We start from the raw sequence: 20,768 nt of genomic DNA, 5'->3' as shown, positions 1-20,768 counted from the left end.
TCAGTCCTGGGAGAGCGGGCGGACGTCGGGCGCGATCTGCGAGCCCGGCGTCGCCCGCACGATGGTGATCAGCCGGTCCGTCAGCTCCAGCGTCCCGACGGCCACGTCGTCGTATCCGAGCACCCGGTGCCCGCGTACGACGCTCACCACCAGGTCCTCCGTCTCCCGCGGCTTCTTGCCCACCTCGGCCTTTATGACCGGCCGTTCGACGATGTCGAGCCCGGTGCCCTGCTGGATGAGGTCCTCCATCACCATGCCGGCGGCCGGGCTCAGCACGGAGAGGCCGAGCAGCCGGCCGGCGGCACTGGCGCTGGTGATGACCGCGTCGGCGCCGGACTGCTTCAGCAGCGGCGCGTTCTCCTCCTCGCGCACCGCGGCCACGATCTTGGCGCCCTTGTTGAGCTGCCGGGCCGTCAGCGTCACCAGCACCGCCGTGTCGTCGCGCTGGGTCGCGATGATGATCTTCCGGGCCTTGTGCACCTCGGCCCGCTTCAGCACCTCGCTGCGCGTCGCGTCGCCGACGATCCCCGCGTAACCGTCGGCCGTCGCCGCCTCGATCACCTTGGAGCTGGGGTCGACCACGACGACCTGCTCCTTCTTCAGGCCCGTCGCACAGACGGTCTGGATCGCCGAGCGCCCCTTCGTACCGAAGCCGACGACGACGGTGTGGTCGCGCAAGGTGGACCTCCAGCGATTCAGGCGCCATTCCTCCCGGGTGCGTTCGGTGAGGACCTCGAGCGTGGTTCCGACCAGGATGATCAGGAACAGCACACGCATCGGCGTGATGAGGAAGATGTTGGTGAGCCGGGCGGCGTCACTGACCGGGGTGATGTCGCCGTATCCGGTGGTGGAGAGGGAGACGGTCGCGTAGTAGAAGGCGTCGAGGAGGTCGACGGAGCCGTCGGAGTTGTCGCTGTAGCCGCCGCGGTCGGCGTACACGATCAGTGCCGTGCCCACCAGGAGCAGCAAGGCCATGATCACCCGCCTGGCGACCTGCCGGAACGGGTGCTCCACCACTTTCCTCGGGAGTTTCACCCGATAGGTCACGAGATGTTCGTCCGCCTGGCGGGCGATCGCGTCATGGCCCGGAAGTTTCACGTGAAACACACCTCGATCCCGGCGGACGCCCAGGGCAGGTCGAGCAGTTCCAGCTCCTGACCGGGGCGGGCACCACCGGGCGGTACGACGGCCAGCGCGTCCGCCGCCGCGATGCCGCGCAGCATGGCCGGCCCGTTGTAGTGCAGCGGGACGGCGCTGTCGCCGCGCAGGACGACGGGGATGAGCCGGGTGTCGTACGGGTGCCCGTGCGCTTCGTCCCGCACGGGCAGGGTGTACGGCTCGGGCGCGGGGCGTGCCGCGAGCGTCCGCAGCAGCGGCTCGGCGAGCGTGAGCAGACCGGAGACGGCGGCGAGGGGGTTGCCGGGCAGGCCGACGAGGTGCTGGTTCTCCTTGGTGCGGGCCAGCAGCATGGGGTGGCCGGGGCGCACCTTGACGCCGTCGACGAGGAGTTCGGCGCCGATCCGCTGGAGTGTGGGGTGGACGTGGTCGACGGGGCCGGAGGCGGTACCTCCGGTGGTGACGATCAGGTCGGCGTCGGAGGTGGTGATCGCCTTGTACAGGGCTTGGGCGTCGTCCCCGAGCCGGCGTACGGCGGTGACCTCGGCGCCGAGTCCGCGCAGCCACGGCGGCAGCATCGGGCCGAGCGCATCACGGATGAGGCCGTCGTGCGGGAGGCCCTCGGTGAGCAACTCGTCGCCGAGGACGAGGACTTCGGCGCGGGGGCGGGGGACCGCGGTGAGGGTGTCGTATCCGGCGGCCGCGGCGAGCCCGAGAACGGCCGGGGTCACGAGGGTGCCGACGGGCAGGAGCTGGTCTCCGCTACGGCACTCCTGGCCCCGCGGGCGGATGTCCTGACCGTGTCGGGTGTCGCGGGTGGCGTGCAGCCGGCCCTGGGCATCGGTACGGCCGTGCTCGCTGCGGATGACCGCGGTGGTGTCCAGGGGGACACGGGCGCCGGTGGCGATCCGGACCGCTTCCCCGTCGGTGAGCGGCTGCGGCTCCGCGTGCCCGGCCAGGACACCCTCGTCCCGTACGTCCCAGGGGCCCGGTCCGGCGACCGCCCAGCCGTCCATCGCGGAGGTGTCGAAGGAGGGCAGGTCGGTGAGGGCGGTGAGGGGGCCGGCCAGGGTGAGGCCGAGGGCGGTGTCGAGGGGTACGGAGACGGGGGCGCGGCGGGCGGCCCGGGTGCCGGCACGGGCGGCTCGTCCGGCGACGGCACGGGCCTCGGGCCAGGAGGTGGCGCGGTGGTGGGTGTCGGGCTTGTGGCCGCCGGTGGGCGGCGTGGGCTGCGGCGGGGGCGTCCGGTCTGCGGGGGTGCGGCCGTTGTCGCCGTTCACGAGGGCGAGCACCTCCTCCACGTCCAGATCCTCGGCGTCCTCGGCGTCCGAGCCGGTGCGGGCGGTCATCCGGCGTCCGTGTCGGGCTTGGGTCCGGCGTCCGGAGCGTTCTCCTCGGACCAGCCGAGCGCGAGGTCGGCTGCCTTGCGGGCGAGTTCGGCCACCGTCTGCGGGCCTCCCCCGGCCTGTGCGGCCGCGTAGCCGACGAGGAAGGTCGTCAGCGGCGCCGCGGGCCTGGCCACGTTGTGGGCGGCGTCACGGGCGAGATCGAGCAGGACACCGGTGTCGACGTCGAGTTCGATGCCCAGCTCGTCCTTGACTGCGGAAATCCATTCATCCAACACGTGCCCATGCTCCCTGATACGTGCCCTGGCGGCGGCGATGTCGTCCCAGGTGTCGCAGTCGAACGACGCGACGGGGTCCGGGACACGGGTGAGGTGGAGGCCTGCGGTGAGGCGACGCAGGGGGAGGCCGGTGAGTCCGTCATGCTCCTTGCCGAGCGCGACCAGCTCGCGGCGGAGGACGGCGGCGCGGTACGCGGCCACGAGGGGCTGGTCACGGCCTTCGGCATCGGTGAGCAGCGCGCCTTCGGTGTCCCCCGTCCGCAGGGTGGTCAGCAGGTGCCGGACGGTGTCGGCGGCGAGGAACGGCAGGTCGGCGGAGAGGACGACGACGTCCGGTGCCGTGGTGTGGCTCAGCCCGGCGCCGAGTGCGGCGAGCGGGCCTCCGCCGGGCGGGTCCTCGCGGGCCCAGGTCACGGGCCGTGCGGTGGGCCGGGGATCGGCGACGACGACGGTGGTGCGCGCGTCGGCGCAGGCCGCCAGGACCCGGTCGAGCAGCGCCCGGCCGCCCACCCGCACCCCGGGTTTGTCGGCACCGCCGAGCCGCCGGGCGGCTCCCCCGGCGAGCACGACGACGTCGTAAGCGGTCACCCCCCGAGTATGCGTGCCGTGGCGATCACAGGGAACGCAGGGGAGGCCATGCAATCAGTGCGTGTGCGGTCCGTGGGATCAGAGGGTGCGCAACAGCACCGCCGGCTGTTCCACGCAGTCCGCCACGTACCGCAGGAAGCCGCCCGCCGTGCCGCCGTCGCAGACCCGGTGGTCGAAGGTGAGCGACAGCTGGACGACCTGCCGCACCGCCAGCTCGCCCTCGTGCACCCACGGCTTGGGGATGATCCGGCCGACGCCGAGCATGGCGGCCTCGGGGTGGTTGATGATCGGTGTGGAGCCGTCGACGCCGAAGACCCCGTAGTTGTTCAACGTGAAGGTCCCGCCGGTGAGTTCCCCGGGTGTGAGGCCTCCGGTCCGGGCCGCCTCGGTCAGCCGGGCGAACTCCGCGGTCAGCGACTCGGCGTCCCGCGCGTGCGCGTCCCGTACGACGGGCACGACGAGCCCGCGCTCGGTCTGCGCCGCGAACCCGATGTGCACATGGTCGAACTGGACGACCTCCCTGGCCGCCATGTCGACGGTGGAGTTGAGCTCGGGGAACCGGGCGAGGGCGGCCGTGCAGATCCGGGCGAGGAGCGCGAGCAGGGAGATCTTCGGTCCGCCCGCCGCGTTCATGGCCGTACGCGCACGCATCAGTTCCGTCGCGTCGGCGTCCACCCAGCAGGTGGCGTCGGGGATCTCACGCCGGCTGCGGGAGAGCTTGTCGGCCACGGCACCGCGGATGCCCTTGAGGGGGACGCGGATGCCTCCAGGGGTGGGAGCCGACGTCTGCGGCGGTGCTGTCGGCGTCGGTTCGGCGACCTTGTCCTGCGCGGCGGCGGACCGCAGTGCGTTCTCCACGTCCGCCCGCAGGATCAGCCCGTCCGGTCCGGAACCGGTCAACTCCCGCAGATCCAGGCCGTTCTCCCGGGCGAGCCTGCGCACCAGCGGCGAGATCACGGGCACCGGGCCCTCCACCACCTCGCGCACCGCGGCCTGTCCGTTCACCGCCGCCTGGGACGCCACGGGCGCCCCCTGCCCCGGCCGCACCCTGCGCCGCCGCGCGGGCGCCTCGGACGTGCCGTACCCCACCAGCACGTTCCCGGAGCCCTCGCTCTTCGCGGCGGATCCGTCGGTGGAACCGTCGGAGCCCTCGGTGGACCCGTCGGAGACAGGTGCCCCGACCGCCACCGTGATCAGCGGCGCCCCCACGGGAAGCTCCGCACCCTCCTCGCCGAACCGGGCCGTGACGACACCGCCGTACGGACACGGCACCTCGACCATCGCCTTGGCCGTCTCGACCTCGACGACCGGCTGGTCCACGGCGACCACATCGCCGACCTCCACCAGCCAGCGCACGATCTCCGCCTCGGTGAGCCCCTCCCCGAGGTCGGGCAGCTTGAACTCCAAGACCTGTGCCATCAGCCCTCGGCCTCCCATTGCAGGCGCCCCACGGCGTCCAGGATCCGGTCCACGCCGGGCAGATGGTGGCGCTCCAGCATCGGCGGCGGGTAGGGGATGTCGAACCCGGCCACGCGCAGCACCGGCGCCTCCAGGTGGTGGAAACAGCGCTCCGTGACGCGGGCCGCGATCTCGCCGCCCGGCCCGCCGTACCCGCCCGACTCGTGCACGACGACCGCGCGCCCGGTCCGCCGGACCGACGCGCAGACCGTCTCGTCGTCGAACGGCACCAGCGAGCGCAGATCGACGACCTCGAGGTCCCAGCCCTCGGCCTGTGCCGCCTCGGCGGCTTCCAGGCACACGGGCACGGACGGCCCGTACGTGATGAGCGTGGCGCTCCGCCCCGAGCGCCGCACCGTCGCACGGCCTATCGGCTCGACGTCGGTCGGACGGTCCGGGTTCCAGGAGTCCTTGGACCAGTACAGGCGCTTGGGCTCCAGGAAGACGACCGGGTCGTCGGAGGCGATGGCGGCGCGCAGCAGTCCGTACGCGTCGGCGACGGTGGCGGGCGTGACGACATGGAGTCCCGGAGTCGCCATGTAGTACGCCTCGGAGGAGTCGCTGTGGTGCTCGACGCCGCCGATGCCGCCGCCGTAGGGGACCCGGATGGTGATGGGGAGGGGCATCGCGCCGCGGGTGCGGTTGCGCATGCGGGCGACGTGCGAGATCAGCTGCTCGAACGCCGGGTAGGCGAACGCGTCGAACTGCATTTCCACGACCGGCCTGAGCCCGTACATCGCCATGCCGACGGCGGTGCCGAGGATGCCGGCCTCGGCCAGTGGGGTGTCGGTGCAGCGGTCCTCGCCGAACTCCTTGGCGAGGCCGTCGGTGACCCGGAAGACACCGCCGAGGGTGCCGACGTCCTCACCCATGACGTGCACGGTCGGGTCGGCGGCCATCGCGTCGCGCATCGCGCGCGTGAGGGCCTGCGCCATGGTGGCCGGTTTGAGGGCGACGGTCGTCATCAGTGCGCCCCTTCCTCTTCCGCCGCCAGCTCGGCCTGCAACTGCGCCTGCTGCTCTCGCAGTTGCGGGGTCGGCTCGGCGTAGACGTGGGCGAACAGATCCATCGGGTCGAGCGCCGGGTCCTGGTTCATGCGCTCGCGCAGATCGGCGGCCATGGTCTCGGCGGCGTCCCGCGCGGCCTGGATGGCGGCGTCGTCGAGGAGCCCGCGCGTGGTCAGCTCGTGCTCCAGGAGCGCGATCGGGTCGTGCTGCCGCCAGGTCTCGACCTCCGCGTCGCCGCGGTAGCGGGTCGCGTCGTCGGCGTTGGTGTGAGCCTCCACGCGGTAGGTGATCGCCTCGACGAGGGTGGGGCCGCCGCCCTCGCGCGCGTGCCGTACGGCGGCGGCGAGGACCTCGTGCACGGCGGCCGCGTCGTTGCCGTCGACCAGCCGGCCGGGCATGCCGTAGCCGACGGCCTTGTGGGCCAGCGACGGGGCCGCGGTCTGCTTGGCGAGCGGGACGGAGATCGCGAAGCCGTTGTTCTGGACCAGGAAGACGACCGGCGCCTGCCAGACGGCGGCGAAGTTCAGCGCCTCGTGGAAGTCGCCCTCGCTGGAGCCGCCGTCGCCGACCATGGCGAGCGCGACCACGTCGTCGCCCTTGAGGCGGGCCGCGTGGGCGAGGCCGACGGCGTGCGGGAGCTGGGTGGCCAGGGGGGTGCACAGCGGGGCGACCCGGTGTTCGCGCGGGTCGTAGCCGGTGTGCCAGTCGCCGCGCAGCAGGGTCAGCGCCTGGACGGGGTCCAGGCCGCGGGCGACGGCGGCGAGGGTGTCGCGGTAGCTGGGGAAGAGCCAGTCACGGTCCTCGAGCACCAGCGCGGCGGCGACCTCGCAGGCCTCCTGGCCGGTGCTGGAGGGGTAGACGGCGAGGCGGCCCTGCTTGGTGAGGGCGGTGGCCTGGGTGTTGTACCGACGGCCGCGCACCAGTTCGGCGTACAGGCGGCGCAGCAGGCCGGGGTCGGCCTTCGCCGCCGCCTCCGTGCCGAGGACGCGGTACGGCTCCGCGTCGGGCAGCAGCGGCGCGGGGTCGGTACGGGGCTGCCAGGCGGGCGGCGGCGATGGCCGGTACGCGCCCCGCTGCTCCATGACCGTCATGACGGCACCTCCTCGTGGGAGCGGCTTCAGACGCGTCACGGGTTGTGATGCGCCTCACCTACCGATTGTTCGGTCGTCGGCACATTTTGGCTACAGGCACCCTCAGGCTGTGGACAAACGGTTCTCCACAGCCTGCAATGAACGCAGTACGTCCATGGTAGGGAGGCGGGGGGACATGGCACCTGAACAAATGGCTGAGAGCCCGGACGGCAGCCGCCCGCTGCCGCCCCCTCGTCCCCTCGACGCCATCGACGAGGACATCCTGAAGATGCTCCAGGCGGACGGCCGCGCGTCGATAAGGTCGGTGGCCGAACGCGTGCACGTCTCGCGCGCCAATGCCTACGCGCGTATCAACCGTCTCGTCGAGGACGGTGTGATCCGCGGTTTCGGCGCCCGTGTCGACCACGAACGCGCCGGTCAGGGCACGTCGGCGTACATCACCCTGAAGATCGTCCAGAACACCTGGCGCACGGTCCGCGCCCAGCTCATCCAGCTGCCCGGTGCCTCCCACATCGCCCTGGTCGGCGGTGACTTCGACGTCCTGCTCCTGGTTCACACCTCCGACAACAGGGCCCTGCGCGAACTGGTCCTCACCCGCCTCCAGGCCATCCCGGAGGTCCTCAGCACCCGCACGCTGCTGGTCTTCGAGGAGGAGGACCTGGAGCCGCAGGGCTGAACCGGGCCGCGTGGGGCCGTACAGGGCGGAACCCTTTCCGCGGGCGCTTGCGCGGGCGGCCCTGTGCGGGCGGCTCAGTGCGGGCGGCTCAGTGCTCCTTGCGCAGTCCCGAGAACACCAACTGGACGACGGCGTCGGCCGCTTCGCGTTCGCTCACGCCGCGCCCGTCAGGCCGGTACCACTCCACCATCGAGTTGATCATGCCGAAGACCAGCCGCGTCGCGAGCCGCACCTCGACATCGCCGCGCACATCGCCGTCGGCGGCCGCGGCCCTCAGCAGCTCGGCGACCCGGTGGTCGAAGTCGCGACGCCGCTCCAGGGCCCAGCGCTCGGTGTCGGTGTTGCCGCGCACGCGCAGCAGCAGCGTCACGTACGGCAGCTCGGTGATCAGCACCTCGACCATGCGCCGCACGACGTACTCCAGGCGCTCGACCGCCCGCCCCACGCGCGCGTGCTCCTCGCCGAGGATCCCGAAGAGGCCGTCCAGCGCGCGGCTGACGGCCCTGCGCAGCAGCTCTTCCTTGCCCGCCACGTGGTGGTAGATCGAGGACTTGGAGATGCCGGCCGCCTTGGAGAGATGCTCCATGGAGGTGCCGTCGTAGCCGCGCTCGATGAAGACCTGTACGGCGACGGACAGCAGCGTCTCGGGGGTGTACGTGTCGCGCTTGGCGGTGGTCATGAGGTGCTGCCCTCCCTCTTGTCGGTGGCGTACGCGTGGCGGTACAGCGCGAGGGACGGTGCGTAGCGGCCGCTCGGATCACGCAGGTGCAGGTCGTCGAGGAGGGCGTAGGCCCAGTTGCGGCCGAGCCTGCGGCTCCACTCGAAGGGGCCCAGCGGGTAGTTGACGCCGAGGCGCATCGCGGTGTCGATGTCCTCCTCGGTGGCCACGCCCTTGGCGACGGCGTCGTGCGCCAGGTCGACGATCCGGGCGACCGTGCGGGCGACGATCATGCCGGGGACGTCACCGATGACGCTGACGTCCTTGCCGAGCGCCTGGAAGAGGCCGACCGCCTCGGCGAGGGTCTGCTGCGCGGTGTCCTGGGAGGCGGACAGTGCGACACGGGTGGCCCGGCGGTAGTCGAGCGCGAGGTCGAAGTAGACGACGTCCCGGAACTCCACCGAGGTCTGCCCGTCGGCGAGCGCCAACTGGCCCCCGCTCGGCAGCACCAGCCGGGTGCCGTGGTCCTCGTCGTCCTCGCGCACCGGGATGCCCGCCTCGCGGATCAGCGCGAGCAGCTCGGACGCGGGGCCCAGGTCGCCCTCGGCGACGACGTACGCGGGCGCCTGTGCCGGTTCCGCGGTGTGCGGCTCGGCGGGCTCGGCCTCGGGTCCGTACACGTACCAGCCGTGTCCGCTCTTGCGGCCGAGCCGGCCCGACTCCACCAGCCGCCGCTGCGCGAGCGAGGGCGTGAAGCGGACGTCCTGGAAGAAGGACTTCCAGACCGAGTGCGTGACGGACTCGTTGACGTCCTGCCCGATCAGGTCGGTGAGCTCGAACGCGCCCATCTTGAAGCCGCCCGACTCACGCAGCACGGCGTCGATGGTGGCGGGGTCGGCGCCCTGGGCCTCGTACACCGCGAACGCCTCGGCGTAGTAGGGCCGGGCGATGCGGTTGACGATGAATCCCGGGGTGTCGGCGCAGGCGACCGGCGTCTTGCCCCAGACCCGTGCGGTCTCGTACGCGCGCGTGGCCGAGGTGACGTCGGTGGCGAAGCCGGAGACGACCTCGACGAGCGGCAGCAGCGGCGCGGGGTTGAAGAAGTGCAGGCCCACGAAACGGCCGGGGTTGCGCAGGGCGCCGCCGATGGCCGTGATCGACAGGGACGAGGTGTTGGTGGCGAGCAGACAGTCCTCGCCGACGACGTCCTCCAACTCCCGGAAGAGCTCCTGCTTGACGTCCAGCCGCTCCAGGGCCGCCTCGACGACCAGGGCGCAGTCCGCGAGGTCGGCGAGGCTGTCGGCGGCCGTGAGACGCGCGCGTGCCGCGTCCCGGTCGGTGCCGGAGAGGCGCTCCTTCTCGACGAGCCGGTCGAGCCGCGCGCCGATCGCGTCAGCGGCTTCCCGGGCGCGCCCGGGAGCGGCGTCGTACAGCCGGACGGGATGGCCGGCGACCAACGCGACCTGGGCGATGCCCTGGCCCATGGTGCCGGTGCCGACGACGGCCACGGGGCTGCTGAGGTCGAGTGCTGTCATGTGCGCGATCCTCCCGCACGGGGTTTTCCACAGATGCGGCGGACCCCCTTGTCCCGACCGATCGTTCGGTTACTCTAACTCTGTCTGGCTGTATCTGCCCAGGTTCTGCCCAGGTCATGAGCTCGACGAAGAGTTCACAAGACGAGGAGTTGGTCCCGCATGGCCGCCGAACTGACCGCCCACGAGCTGATCGCCAAGCACCGGCCCACCCTCGACCAGGCGCTCGAAGCGATCCGCACGCGCGCGTACTGGTCGCCGCATCCCGAGCACCCCAAGGCCTACGGGGAGAACGGCAGCCTGGACGCGGCCGCGGGCAAGGCCGCCTTCGACGCCCTGCTGGGCACCCGCGTCGACCTCGGCCAGCCCGGCACGGACGACTGGGTGGGCGGCGAGGTCTCGCCGTACGGCATCGAGCTGGGGGTGACCTATCCCCACGCGGACATCGACACCCTGCTGCCCGCCATGCGCGCGGGGCAGCGCGCGTGGCGCGAGGCGGGCGCGGAGATCCGCGCGGTGGTCTGCGTGGAGATCCTCAAGCGGATCAGCGACCGGACGCACGAGTTCGCGCACGCGGTCATGCACACCTCCGGCCAGGCCTTCATGATGGCGTTCCAGGCGGGCGGCCCGCACGCGCAAGACCGCGGTCTGGAGGCGGTGGCGTACGCGTACGTGGAGCAGGTCCGCACGCCCGACACCGCGGAGTGGAGCAAGCCGCAGGGCAAGCGCGACCCGCTGGCGCTCACCAAGCAGTTCACGCCGGTCCCCCGCGGTATCGGCCTGGTCATCGGCTGCAACACCTTCCCGACCTGGAACGGCTACCCGGGCCTGTTCGCCTCCCTCGCCACCGGCAACGCGGTCCTGGTCAAGCCCCACCCTCGCGCGGTGCTGCCGCTCGCGCTCACGGTCCAGGTCGCGCGTGAGGTCCTGAGCGAGGCGGGCTTCGACCCGAACCTGGTGGCGCTGGCCGCCGAGCGCCCCGGCGAGGGCATCGCCAAGACCCTGGCCGGCCGCCCGGAGATCCGCATCATCGACTACACCGGTTCCACCGAGTTCGGCGACTGGCTGGAGGCCAACGCCCGCCAGGCGCAGGTCTACACGGAGAAGGCCGGCGTCAACACGGTGCTGGTCGACTCGACGAGCAACTACAAGGGCATGCTCTCCAACCTGGCCTTCTCGCTGTCGCTCTACAGCGGCCAGATGTGCACCACTCCGCAGAACTTCCTGATCCCCCGCGACGGCATCCGCACCGACGAGGGCCCCCGCACCTTCGACGAGGTGGCCGCCGACCTCGCCCGCGCCGTGGACGGTCTGCTGGGCGACGACGCGCGGGCGAACGCGCTGCTCGGCGCGATCGTGAACCCGGACGTCAAGGCCCGACTGGAGGCCGCGACCGGGCTCGGCGAAGTCGCCCTCGCCTCCCGCGAGATCACCAACCCGGAGTTCCCGGACGCGGTCGTGCGCACCCCCGTCATCGTCAAGCTGGACGGCGCCAAGCCGGACGACGAGGCCGCCTTCATGAGCGAGTGCTTCGGCCCCGTCTCCTTCGCCGTGGCCGTCGACTCCTCGGCCGACGCGGTGGAGCTGCTGCGGCGCACGGTCCGCGAGAAGGGCGCCATGACGGTCGGCGCGTACACCACCGACGACGACGTCGAGCGGTCCGTGCAGGAGGTCTGCCTGGAGGAGGCGGCCCAGCTGTCGCTGAACCTCACGGGCGGGGTGTACGTCAACCAGACGGCCGCGTTCTCCGACTTCCACGGGTCCGGGGGCAATCCGGCGGCGAACGCCGCGCTGTGCGACGGGGCGTTCGTGGCCAACCGGTTCCGGGTCGTCGAGGTCCGCCGGGAGGTCTAGGACGCCCGGACAGGTGCTAGACCCCGCCGCCCAGGCTCCAGTGGTACAGCGTCATCGCCACGCTGGTGGCCAGGTTGTAGCTGGACACCTGCGGGCGCATCGGCAGGGACAGCAAATGGTCGGCACGCGCGCGCAGGTCGCCCGACAGGCCGCTGCGCTCCGAGCCGAACGCGAGGACGGCGTCGTCCGGGAGCTTCGTGCCCCGGATGTCGTCGCCCTCCGGGTCCAGGGCGAACAGCGGGCCCGGAGGCAGTTCCTCGACCGTCACCCGTTCCACCGCCGTGGCGAAGTGCAGCCCGGCGCCCGCGCGCACCACCGTCGGATGCCAGGGGTCGAGCGTGCCGGTGGTGACCACCCCCGTCGCGCCGAAGCCCGCCGCCAGCCGGATCACGGCCCCGGCGTTGCCGAGGTTGCGCGGCTGGTCGAGGACCACCACCGGGGCGGTGCGCGCCGTCCGGGCCAGCCGCTCCAGGTTGGCCGCGCGGGACGGTCGCACCGCCAGGGCGGCGACCGCGGTCGGATGCGGGCGCGGCACCAGCGAGGCGTACACCGGCTCCGGGACCTCGGTCAGCAGCGCGTCCAGCGCCCGGCGCACGTCGGGGGCGAGTTCGTCGGCGAGGGCGAGCGTGGCCTCCCGGTCGGTGGTGACCGCGACCGTGACGTCGGCGCCGAAGCGCACCGCGTGCTTGAGGGCGTGGAAGCCGTCGAGCAGGACGCGGGAGTCGGCGAGCCGGCGCCAGAGGCCGGCGGGGTCGGTCATGCCGTGAAGCCTACGTGCGTCTCCTCGGCGCCCTCCGGGGCGCGCGTCTCCGGCACCGGCGCGGGGCCGCCCCGTCCCGCCGTCAGCCGTTCACGCGCGCGTGCCACCCGGCCGCCCATCCGGCGCAGGAACGGCGTCGGCAGGAACACCGCGTCGGCGGCGATCATCGCCAGCGAGAAGAACGGCAGTCCGAGGACGACCGCGATCACCGCGTGCTCGGTCATCATGAGCGCCAGCAGGACGTTCTTGACCCGCCGGTTGAACAGGGTGAACGGGAAGGCCACCTGGACCACGACGGTCCCGTACGTCACGAGCAGCACCATCGTGGCGCTGGACGACAGCGCGTCGGCGAGGGCGGGCCAGGGCGAGAAGTAGTCCAGGTGCAGCGGGTAGTAGACGGCGGTGCCGTCCTGCCAGCGCGTGCCCTGGATCTTGTACCAGCCGGCCGTGGCGTAGATCAGACAGGCCTCGGCCATGATCACGAGCAGGGCGCCGTTGTGCACGATGTTGCCGATGACGTCGAGCAGGATCCGCGGCTGGGCCGTCCGCGCCAGTCGCCCGACCGTCCACCACACGCCGAGCCCCAGCCACACCGCCCACAGCAGGGCGGGGATGACCGGATCGCCCTCCAGCAGCCGTCCGGCCCCGGTCACCGCGATCAGCATCAGCCCGAGCACGATCCACAGGGCCGGACCGACCCGGTCCACGACCCGCTCGCCACGCGCGCGTGCCTCGTTCTCGCGCCGCGCCCTGCGCGCGTCCAGCGACCAGACCTGGCCGCAGCGCGTGAAGACGAGGTAGACGCACATCAGGTGCAGGACGTTGTCGCCGCCGTCGCCCATGAAGATGGAGCGGTTCTGCAGCGACAGCACGCCGACCATGAAGAGCACCGACATGGTGCGGGTGCGCCAGCCCAGCAGCAGCAGGACGCTCGACAGCACGGCGAGGCCGTAGACGCTCTCGAACCAGATCCGGGCGTCCGACCAGATCAGCGCCGTGAAGGCGCCGTTGCCGGCGATCAGCTGCTCGGCGAGGTCCCAGCTCCACGGGCCGTCGGGACCGTACAGCTCCTGGCGGTGGGGCAGCTCGCGCAGCAGGAAGAGCAGCCAGGTCGCGCTGAAGCCGATGCGGACCACGGCGCTCTGGTACGGGCCGAGCGCCGACTCGGTGATGCGGGCGATGGCGGTGGAGAGCGACAGGGCGAAGCGGTTCATCGCTCACCTCCCGGCAGATCGGCCGGCGTGACCGACCACCAGGGCAGCTCGCGGTACAGGGGCTTCTCGGAGACCTGCTCCTGGCTCCACTTCGGCGGTCGCACACTGGTGGTCCGGGAGCGGACCTGTACGCGTTCGACGCTGCCGTCGGACCCGGCCGCGTCGTCCCGGTCCAGGCGCATCACCACGATGCGGCGCAGATACGTCTCGGACAGGGCGCCGCGCAGGCCGACCGGGCGGTTGTCGGTGCCGTGCGTGGCGGTGAAGAAGTCCCACGCGCGGCGCAGCTCGTTCTGCTGGGTGTGGCTGGGCAGCAGATTGCCGTCGATGGCCCGGCCGTCCTCGGCGGACAGGTCGTACCAGCCGGTGGTCCGCACGGTGCCGTCCGCGGTGAGGACCTGGGCCCGCACCTGGACCGCGATGTTCTGCTGGAGCGGGTTCGGCGCGAAGAGCTTCCAGTTCTGCTCGAACTCCGGGTAGATCCAGTCGTCGATCGCCTTGCCGTGCTGTTTGGTGACCGCGTTGGCAGGCGCGACGTGCAGGAACGTCATCCCCAGATGGACGCAGACGGTGACCGCCACGATCGCGAGCGCCAGCGCGGCACCGATCTGGTAGCGGAGTGAGAGGGCGGCCACACCGGTGCGGGGTCCGGTGCCGTGCGGGGAAGGCAGGTCGTACGGCGAGGGCGGGGGAGCCGCGTCGGCGGGATCGCCGGCTGCGGGCAGGGCGGTCCGTGGCCCGGTGCCCCCTTCCGGTGCCCCCGGCTCGTCGGCAGGCCCGCTCCGGGCGCCCGAGCCTGTGTCGTACGCGTCCATTCCGCCCCGTCTCCCGATGTCCGCTCCGTCTTCCGGCCACGAGGCCGCAGGGCCCGCCACCGCCCTCGCGCACCCTCCACGGCGCTCGCACGGGAACGGTACTCAGGCCCTCCCGCCCGCACAGCCCGTCGGCAGGTTATCCACAGCGGTTGACACCTTACGGCGCCCGGCACACCATGGAATCGACGAACCGAACGATCGGTCGGGAGCCTGCTCCGAGCAGCGCACAGGGTCGAGGGGGCCACATGGCAACAGCAGCACAGGCGTACGACAGGGAGGACGTCGTCGACCAGGACGCGTACGAGCGCGCCTTCGACGCCGCCGTGGCCGCCGACGAGCGCATCGAACCGCGCGACTGGATGCCGGACGCCTACCGCGCGACACTGGTCCGCCAGATCGCCCAGCACGCCCACTCCGAGATCATCGGCATGCAGCCGGAGGCGAACTGGATCACGCGTGCGCCCTCGCTGCGCCGCAAGGCCATCCTGATGGCCAAGGTCCAGGACGAGGCCGGGCACGGCCTCTACCTCTACAGCGCCGCGGAAACCCTCGGCACAGGTCGCGACGAACTGCTCGACAAGCTGCACACCGGCCGCCAGAAGTACTCCTCGATCTTCAACTACCCCACGCTGACCTGGGCGGACGTCGGCGCGATCGGCTGGCTCGTGGACGGCGCCGCGATCACCAACCAGGTCCCCCTGTGCCGCTGCTCCTACGGCCCGTACGCGCGCGCGATGGTCCGCGTCTGCAAGGAGGAGTCCTTCCACCAGCGCCAGGGCTACGAGCTCCTGCTGGCGCTCAGCAAGGGCACCCCCGAGCAGCACGCGATGGCCCAGGACGCGGTGGACCGCTGGTGGTGGCCGTCCCTGATGATGTTCGGCCCGCCCGACGACGAGTCCGCGCACTCCGCGCAGTCGATGGCCTGGAAGATCAAGCGGCACTCCAACGACGAGCTGCGCCGCCGCTTCGTCGACATCTGCGTCCCCCAGGCCGAGTCCCTGGGCCTCACGCTCCCCGACCCGGACCTGAAGTGGAACGAGGAGCTGGGCCGGCACGAATTCGGCGAGATCGACTGGACCGAGTTCAAGAACGTCCTCAAGGGCAACGGCCCCTGCAACGAACAGCGGATCACCCAGCGCAGGCGGGCCCACGACGAGGGCGCCTGGGTCCGCGAGGCCGCCTCGGCCTACGCCGGCAAGCACACCGAGACGGGAGCCACACGCGCATGACGAACACCGACTGGCCTCTGTGGGAGGTCTTCGTACGCTCCCGCCGCGGCCTCTCGCACACCCACGCCGGCAGCCTGCACGCACCGGACGCGGACCTCGCCCTGCGCAACGCCCGCGACCTGTACACCCGCCGCGGCGAGGGCGTCTCGATCTGGGTCGTCCCGTCCTCCGTGATCACCGCGTCCTCGCCGGACGAGAAGGACCCGTTCTTCGAACCGTCCGCCGACAAGCCCTACCGCCATCCGACGTTCTACGAGATCCCGGACGGGGTGAAGCACCTGTGACCGTCGACCTGACCACGAACGCCGCCGCTCTGGCCCTCGGCGACGACGCCCTGGTGCTCTCCCACCGCCTCGGCGAATGGGCCGGCCACGCCCCCGTCCTGGAGGAGGAGGTCGCCCTCGCCAACATCGCGCTGGACCTCCTGGGCCAGGCCCGCGTCCTGCTCTCGATGGCCGGCGACGAGGACGAACTGGCGTATCTGCGCGAGGAGCGCGCCTTCCGCAACCTCCAGCTGGTGGAGCAGCCCAACGGCGACTTCGCCCACACCATCGCCCGCCAGCTGTACTTCTCCACCTACCAGCACCTGCTCCACGCCGAACTGGCCGCGGGCGAGGGCCCCTTCGCCCCGCTCGCCGCGAAGGCCGTCAAGGAGGTCGCCTACCACCGCGACCACGCCGAGCAGTGGACCCTGCGGCTGGGCGACGGCACGGACGTCAGCCACGAGCGGATGCGGCGGGCGTGCGAGGCGCTGTGGCGGTTCACCGGCGAGATGTTCCAGCCGGTCGAGGGCGTCGACGTCGACTGGGCCGCCCTGGAGGCGGCGTGGCTGGCGTCCGTCACGGACGTCCTGGGCCGCGCCACCCTGAGTGTCCCCGAGGGACCGCGCACGGGCGCGTGGACGGCCGGCGCCGGCCGACAGGGCCTGCACACCGAGTCCTTCGGGCGGATGCTCGCCGAGATGCAGCATCTGCACCGCAGCCACCCGGGGGCGTCATGGTGACCGTGACACCGCTGGAGGCGGAACTCCTCGAGGTGGCGGGATCGGTGCTCGACCCCGAACTGCCCGTGCTCACCCTGCGGGAACTGGGAGTCGTGCGCGCGGTGCACGTCCGCGGCCAGGACACCGCCGAGGTCGAACTGACCCCGACGTACACCGGCTGCCCGGCGATCGAGGCGATGGCCGTGGACATCGAGCGGGTGCTGCACGCCCACGGCGTCCGCGAGGTCACCGTGCGCACGGTCCTCGCGCCCGCCTGGTCGACGGACGACATCTCGGACGAAGGCCGCCGCAAGCTCCGGGAGTTCGGCATAGCCCCGCCGCGCACACAGCACGCGGCAGGACCGGTGACCTTGTCCCTGGGCCCCACCCGGACGCTCGACGCCACCGACCCCGTCCGCTGCCCGCACTGCGGATCCGCCGACACCGAGCTGCTCAGCCGCTTCTCCTCCACGGCCTGCAAGGCGCTGCGGCGCTGTCTGGACTGCCGTGAACCCTTCGACCACTTCAAGGAGTTGTGATGGCCCGCTTCCACGCGCTCCGGGTGGCGGCGGTCGACCGGCTCACCGACGACTCCGTGGCCCTCACCTTCACCGTGCCGCCGGAGCTCGGCGAGGCCTACCGCTACGCCCCGGGCCAGCACCTCGCCGTGCGCCGCACGGCGGACGGCGAGGAGATCCGGCGCACGTACTCGATCTGCTCCCCGGCACCGGACGGCGAAGCCCCTCGCCGACTGCGCGTCGGTGTACGGCTGGTGAACGGCGGAGCCTTCTCCACGTACGCGCTCAAGGAGATCGCCGTCGGCGACGAGCTGGAGGTGATGACTCCCGCGGGGCGCTTCACCCTCACCCCCGCCCCCGGCCTGTACGCGGCGGTCGTCGGCGGCAGCGGCATCACCCCGGTGCTGTCGATCGTGTCGACGCTGCTGGCGCGCGAGCCCGAGGCCCGGTTCTGCCTGATCCGCAGTGACCGTACGGCCGCCTCGACGATGTTCCTGGACGAGGTCGCCGACCTGAAGGACCGCTACCCGGAGCGGCTCCAGCTGGTCACGGTGCTCTCCCGGGAGGAGCAGCAGGCGGGGCTGCCGTCCGGACGGCTGGACCGGGAGCGACTGACGGGACTGCTGCCCGCGCTGCTGCCGGTGGCGGATGTGGCGGGCTGGTTCCTGTGCGGGCCGTTCGGGCTGGTGCAGGGCGCGGGACGAGCGCTGAGGGAGCTCGGTGTCCCCCGGAGCCGCGTCCACGAGGAGATCTTCCACGTCGACGAGGGTGCGGCCCCGGCGCCCAGGACCCCGGCGCCCGCGCACAGCACGGTGACCGCCCGTCTGGACGGCCGCGGCGGGACCTGGCCCGTCCAGGACGGCGAGTCCCTCCTCGAGGCGGTCCTGCGCAACCGCTCCGACGCGCCCTACGCCTGCAAGGGCGGGGTCTGCGGCACCTGCCGCGCCTTCCTCGTCTCCGGCGAGGTCCGCATGGACCGCAACTTCGCGCTGGAGCCGGAGGAGACGGAGGCCGGGTACGTGCTGGCATGCCAGTCGCATCCGGCGACGGAGACGGTGGAGCTGGACTTCGACAGGTGAGGGCACCCGGCGCGGGCCGCCCCGTTCCCTTCTTCTAGAACCTGTTCTATCTTGACGGTCCGTCAGATCGGCTCACCCGTCGATCGGCTGACGCGTCGGGAGGACAGGGACCGTGGACTTCACCTTCACCGAGGAGCAGCAGGCGGCGGCCGAGGCGGCACGGGGCGTGTTCGCCGGGGTCGCGCCGGACGGGGTGCCGAGCCCCGCGCTCGCCACGGGCGCCGTCGCCGACCACTTCGACCGTGAGCTGTGGAGCAAGCTCGCTGACGCCGACCTGCTGAGCCTGCTGCTGACGGAGGAGTACGGCGGGGCCGGTCTGGACGCGGTCGCGCTGTGCCTGGTGCTGGCCGAGTCGGCGAAGGTGCTGGCGCGGGTGCCGCTGCTGGAGAGCAGCGCGGCCGCGGCGGCCGTACAAACCCATGGCACCGAGGAGTTGAGGTCCGGCCTGCTCGCCCGGGCGGGCCGCGGCGAGGTCGTGCTGACCGTCGCCGCGAGCGGCCGTACCGGCCACGACCCCGCCGAACTCGCCGTGACCGCACGGCAGGAGGGCGCGGAGTGGATCCTGGACGGTGTGCAGACGGCGGTGCCGTGGGCGTTCGACGCGGACCACATCGTCGTACCGGCGCACGCGGCCACCGGACAGACCGTGCTCGCGCTCGTCGCACCCGCCGGCGAAGGGGTCGCCCTCGCCGAGCAGCTCTCCACCACGGGCGAGCGGCTCGGCGAACTGCGGCTGGAGTCGGCGCGGATCGCGGCCCGGGACGTCCTCGACGCGGACGGGGCATGGGAGTCGCTACGGCATCTGCTGACCGTCGGGACGTGCGCGCAGGCACTCGGCCTGGGCCGTCAGGTCCTGCGGATGACCAGTGAATACACCAGCAAGCGGGAGCAGTTCGGCTTCCCGGTCGCCACGTTCCAGGCCGTCGCCGTGCAGGCCGCCGACCGCTACATCGATCTGAAGGCGATGGAGGCCACGCTGTGGCAGGCGGCCTGGCGGACCGGCTCCGGGACACAGGGCGCGCTGCCGGTCTCCGGCGAGGTCGCCGTCGCGAAGATCTGGGCCTCGGAGGGCGTACGGCGGGTCGTGCAGACGGCGCAGCATCTGCACGGCGGGTTCGGCGCCGACACCGACTACCCGCTGCACCGGTACCACGCCTGGGCCAAGCACCTGGAACTGTCGCTCGGCCCGGCGGCCGCCCACGAGGAGGCGCTGGGCGATCTGCTGGCGGCACACCCTCTGGCCTGACGCGCGCCCGGGAGCCGCCCTAGAGGACGAACGCCGCCGAACCGTTGTCCGTGACCATGGGGCGGCCTGCGCCGTCCCAGGCCAGCATGCCGCCGTCGATGTTCACGGCGTCGATGCCCTGCTGGACCAGGTACTGGGTGACCTGCGCGGAGCGACCGCCGACGCGGCACATCACATAGGCCCGTCGGCCGTCCGCCACCGCCTCGGTCACCTCGCCGAACCGGGCCACGAAGTCACTCATGGGCACGTGCAGCGCGCCCTCGACATGCCCCGCGGCCCATTCGTCGGCCTCACGGACATCCAGAACGAGGCCGTCGGCCGGAACACCGGCGACGTCGACCGAGGGCAGGGAAGCTCCGAAACTCATGGCCCGAGGCTACCTGAGCGACAGGCGAGCCCCCCGGCCGAGGGATCCGCGCACACCGTGGCGGCACCCGACGTCCACAGGCCCGCCCGGCGCCCGGCCCGCCTACTGCCCGAGCAGCTCCGCCAGCTCGCGCTCCCGCTCCGCGAGCTGCGCCAGCAGCTGCTCGGCGATCTCCTCCAGGAGCCGGTCGGGGTCGTCCGGGGCCAGCCGCAGCATCGCCCCGATCGCGCTCTCCTCCAGCTCTCGCGCGACCACGCTGAGCAGCTCCTTGCGCCGGGCGAGCCACTCGAGGCGGGCGTAGAGCTCCTCGCTCGGCGTCGGCCCCTGCTCCGGCGGCTTCGGCCCGGCGGCCCACTCCTCGGCCAGCTCCCGCAGCAGCGGCTCGTCACCGCGGGCATAGGCGGCGTTGACCCGGGTGATGAACTCGTCGCGGCGCGCCCGCTCGGTGTCGTCCTGCGCCAGGTCGGGGTGGGCCTTGCGGACCAGCTCCCGGTAGAGCTTGCGGGCCTCGTCGCTGGGCCGCACCCGCTGCGGGGGCCGCACCGGCTGCTCCGTGAGCATCGCCACGGCCTCCGGGAACAGCCCGTCCCCGTCCATCCAGCCGTGGAACAGCTCCTCCACCGCCGGCATCGGCATCACCCGGGCACGGGCCTCGTCCGCCTTGCGCCGGTCCTCGGGGTCACCGGTGCGCTCGGCCGTGGCCTCGGCGATCTGGGCGTCCAGTTCGTCGAGCCGGGTGTACATCGGGCCGAGTCTCTGGTGGTGGAGCCGGGAGAAGTTCTCGACCTCGACCCGGAAGGTCTCCACCGCGATCTCGTACTCGATCAGCGCCTGCTCGGCGGCTCGCACGGCCCGCTCCAGCCGCTCCTCGGGCCGGGGCGCGCCATCCTCGGGCGCCGCCCGCGTACCGCCGGCGACACCACCCTGCTCAGCTTCCGGGGTCGTCACCCGACC

Annotated in this window: 21 protein-coding genes; 8 read left to right on the top strand and 13 right to left on the bottom strand. The window is 72.4% G+C overall.

Translation table 11 applies throughout. The features are described from left to right. The 6 genes from ACIOHP_RS05290 to pdhA form a co-directional block, all read right to left on the bottom strand. The gene (locus ACIOHP_RS05290) at nucleotides 1-1,098 is read right to left on the bottom strand and encodes a potassium channel family protein (protein WP_361483915.1); all 1,098 of its coding nucleotides are present in this window, start codon (nucleotides 1,096-1,098) and stop codon (nucleotides 1-3) included. Beyond that, on the bottom strand, nucleotides 1,095-2,465 hold the full coding sequence (locus tag ACIOHP_RS05285) for a molybdopterin molybdotransferase MoeA (protein WP_361552524.1): 1,371 nt from the start codon (nucleotides 2,463-2,465) through the stop codon (nucleotides 1,095-1,097). The genes ACIOHP_RS05290 and ACIOHP_RS05285 overlap by 4 nt, the downstream gene beginning before the upstream one ends. After that, nucleotides 2,462-3,328, bottom strand: coding sequence for an NTP transferase domain-containing protein (locus ACIOHP_RS05280; protein ID WP_401883572.1), 867 nt, complete (start codon nucleotides 3,326-3,328; stop codon nucleotides 2,462-2,464). The genes ACIOHP_RS05285 and ACIOHP_RS05280 overlap by 4 nt, the downstream gene beginning before the upstream one ends. Before the next feature lie 78 nt (nucleotides 3,329-3,406). After that, entirely contained in the window at nucleotides 3,407-4,747 is a 1,341-nt protein-coding gene (locus ACIOHP_RS05275; protein ID WP_401883570.1) for a dihydrolipoamide acetyltransferase family protein, read from the bottom strand. After that, nucleotides 4,747-5,751, bottom strand: coding sequence for an alpha-ketoacid dehydrogenase subunit beta (locus ACIOHP_RS05270; protein WP_361483907.1), 1,005 nt, complete (start codon nucleotides 5,749-5,751; stop codon nucleotides 4,747-4,749). Before ACIOHP_RS05270 ends, ACIOHP_RS05275 begins: the two co-directional genes overlap by 1 nt. Continuing rightward, nucleotides 5,751-6,884 carry a pyruvate dehydrogenase (acetyl-transferring) E1 component subunit alpha gene (gene pdhA / locus ACIOHP_RS05265; RefSeq protein WP_401883568.1) on the bottom strand — a complete coding sequence of 378 codons (1,134 nt, stop codon included), beginning with the start codon at nucleotides 6,882-6,884 and terminating at the stop codon, nucleotides 5,751-5,753. Before pdhA ends, ACIOHP_RS05270 begins: the two co-directional genes overlap by 1 nt. A 190-nt stretch (nucleotides 6,885-7,074) precedes the next feature. Between pdhA and ACIOHP_RS05260 the strand changes: the two genes are divergently transcribed. Then, nucleotides 7,075-7,560, top strand: coding sequence for an Lrp/AsnC family transcriptional regulator (locus tag ACIOHP_RS05260; RefSeq protein ID WP_401884120.1), 486 nt, complete (start codon nucleotides 7,075-7,077; stop codon nucleotides 7,558-7,560). 88 nt (nucleotides 7,561-7,648) lie between these two features. On the opposite strand, the gene ACIOHP_RS05255 is transcribed toward ACIOHP_RS05260, so the two are convergent. Both ACIOHP_RS05255 and ACIOHP_RS05250 read right to left on the bottom strand, forming a co-directional pair. Next, the gene (locus tag ACIOHP_RS05255) at nucleotides 7,649-8,239 is read right to left on the bottom strand and encodes a TetR/AcrR family transcriptional regulator (RefSeq protein ID WP_361552537.1); all 591 of its coding nucleotides are present in this window, start codon (nucleotides 8,237-8,239) and stop codon (nucleotides 7,649-7,651) included. Continuing rightward, nucleotides 8,236-9,753, bottom strand: a complete 1,518-nt coding sequence (locus ACIOHP_RS05250) for a 3-hydroxyacyl-CoA dehydrogenase (protein ID WP_361552540.1) — start codon at nucleotides 9,751-9,753, stop codon at nucleotides 8,236-8,238. Before ACIOHP_RS05250 ends, ACIOHP_RS05255 begins: the two co-directional genes overlap by 4 nt. A 159-nt stretch (nucleotides 9,754-9,912) precedes the next feature. Between ACIOHP_RS05250 and paaN the strand changes: the two genes are divergently transcribed. Further along, nucleotides 9,913-11,604, top strand: coding sequence for a phenylacetic acid degradation protein PaaN (paaN, locus tag ACIOHP_RS05245; protein ID WP_361552543.1), 1,692 nt, complete (start codon nucleotides 9,913-9,915; stop codon nucleotides 11,602-11,604). Nucleotides 11,605-11,620: 16 nt separating this feature from the next. Here the strand turns inward: paaN and ACIOHP_RS05240 are convergent, their stop codons facing one another. Genes ACIOHP_RS05240 through ACIOHP_RS05230 form a run of 3 tightly spaced genes read right to left on the bottom strand, consistent with a single transcriptional unit; the run spans nucleotide 11,621 to nucleotide 14,393 of the window. Continuing rightward, the gene (locus ACIOHP_RS05240) at nucleotides 11,621-12,364 is read right to left on the bottom strand and encodes a TrmH family RNA methyltransferase (RefSeq protein WP_401883565.1); all 744 of its coding nucleotides are present in this window, start codon (nucleotides 12,362-12,364) and stop codon (nucleotides 11,621-11,623) included. Further along, nucleotides 12,361-13,578, bottom strand: a complete 1,218-nt coding sequence (locus ACIOHP_RS05235; RefSeq protein WP_401883563.1) for an HTTM domain-containing protein — start codon at nucleotides 13,576-13,578, stop codon at nucleotides 12,361-12,363. The genes ACIOHP_RS05240 and ACIOHP_RS05235 overlap by 4 nt, the downstream gene beginning before the upstream one ends. Then, a complete protein-coding gene (locus tag ACIOHP_RS05230; protein WP_401883561.1) occupies nucleotides 13,575-14,393 on the bottom strand; it encodes a DUF5819 family protein in 819 nt (272 codons plus the stop codon). The genes ACIOHP_RS05235 and ACIOHP_RS05230 overlap by 4 nt, the downstream gene beginning before the upstream one ends. A gap of 245 nt (nucleotides 14,394-14,638) precedes the next feature. On the opposite strand from ACIOHP_RS05230, the gene paaA reads away from it, so the two are divergent. The 6 genes from paaA to ACIOHP_RS05200 all read left to right on the top strand — a co-directional run bounded on the left by paaA (nucleotide 14,639) and on the right by ACIOHP_RS05200 (nucleotide 19,447). After that, nucleotides 14,639-15,622 carry a 1,2-phenylacetyl-CoA epoxidase subunit PaaA gene (gene paaA, locus ACIOHP_RS05225; protein WP_401883559.1) on the top strand — a complete coding sequence of 328 codons (984 nt, stop codon included), beginning with the start codon at nucleotides 14,639-14,641 and terminating at the stop codon, nucleotides 15,620-15,622. Then, nucleotides 15,619-15,906, top strand: coding sequence for a 1,2-phenylacetyl-CoA epoxidase subunit PaaB (paaB, locus tag ACIOHP_RS05220; protein ID WP_307028393.1), 288 nt, complete (start codon nucleotides 15,619-15,621; stop codon nucleotides 15,904-15,906). Before paaA ends, paaB begins: the two co-directional genes overlap by 4 nt. Then, a complete protein-coding gene (gene paaC / locus ACIOHP_RS05215; RefSeq protein WP_361552559.1) occupies nucleotides 15,903-16,625 on the top strand; it encodes a 1,2-phenylacetyl-CoA epoxidase subunit PaaC in 723 nt (240 codons plus the stop codon). The genes paaB and paaC overlap by 4 nt, the downstream gene beginning before the upstream one ends. Continuing rightward, on the top strand, nucleotides 16,619-17,143 hold the full coding sequence (paaD, locus tag ACIOHP_RS05210) for a 1,2-phenylacetyl-CoA epoxidase subunit PaaD (protein WP_401883556.1): 525 nt from the start codon (nucleotides 16,619-16,621) through the stop codon (nucleotides 17,141-17,143). The genes paaC and paaD overlap by 7 nt, the downstream gene beginning before the upstream one ends. Continuing rightward, on the top strand, nucleotides 17,143-18,201 hold the full coding sequence (locus tag ACIOHP_RS05205) for a 2Fe-2S iron-sulfur cluster-binding protein (RefSeq protein WP_401883554.1): 1,059 nt from the start codon (nucleotides 17,143-17,145) through the stop codon (nucleotides 18,199-18,201). Before paaD ends, ACIOHP_RS05205 begins: the two co-directional genes overlap by 1 nt. A 112-nt stretch (nucleotides 18,202-18,313) precedes the next feature. After that, nucleotides 18,314-19,447, top strand: coding sequence for an acyl-CoA dehydrogenase family protein (locus ACIOHP_RS05200; RefSeq protein ID WP_401883552.1), 1,134 nt, complete (start codon nucleotides 18,314-18,316; stop codon nucleotides 19,445-19,447). A 19-nt stretch (nucleotides 19,448-19,466) separates the two neighbouring features. Here the strand turns inward: ACIOHP_RS05200 and ACIOHP_RS05195 are convergent, their stop codons facing one another. Beyond that, a complete protein-coding gene (locus tag ACIOHP_RS05195; RefSeq protein ID WP_361552571.1) occupies nucleotides 19,467-19,814 on the bottom strand; it encodes a rhodanese-like domain-containing protein in 348 nt (115 codons plus the stop codon). Between the two features lie 102 nt (nucleotides 19,815-19,916). Beyond that, nucleotides 19,917-20,762 (bottom strand): J domain-containing protein, encoded by an 846-nt coding sequence (locus ACIOHP_RS05190; protein WP_401883549.1) that lies wholly within the window; start codon nucleotides 20,760-20,762, stop codon nucleotides 19,917-19,919. Nucleotides 20,763-20,768 lie beyond the last annotated feature (6 nt).

Origin of the sequence: Streptomyces sp. NPDC087859 (assembly GCF_044742595.1) — a bacterium.
Taxonomy (GTDB): domain Bacteria; phylum Actinomycetota; class Actinomycetes; order Streptomycetales; family Streptomycetaceae; genus Streptomyces; species Streptomyces canus_F.
Note: the sequence above shows the minus strand (reverse complement) of the source record. Positions and strands in the feature narration are given on the sequence as shown.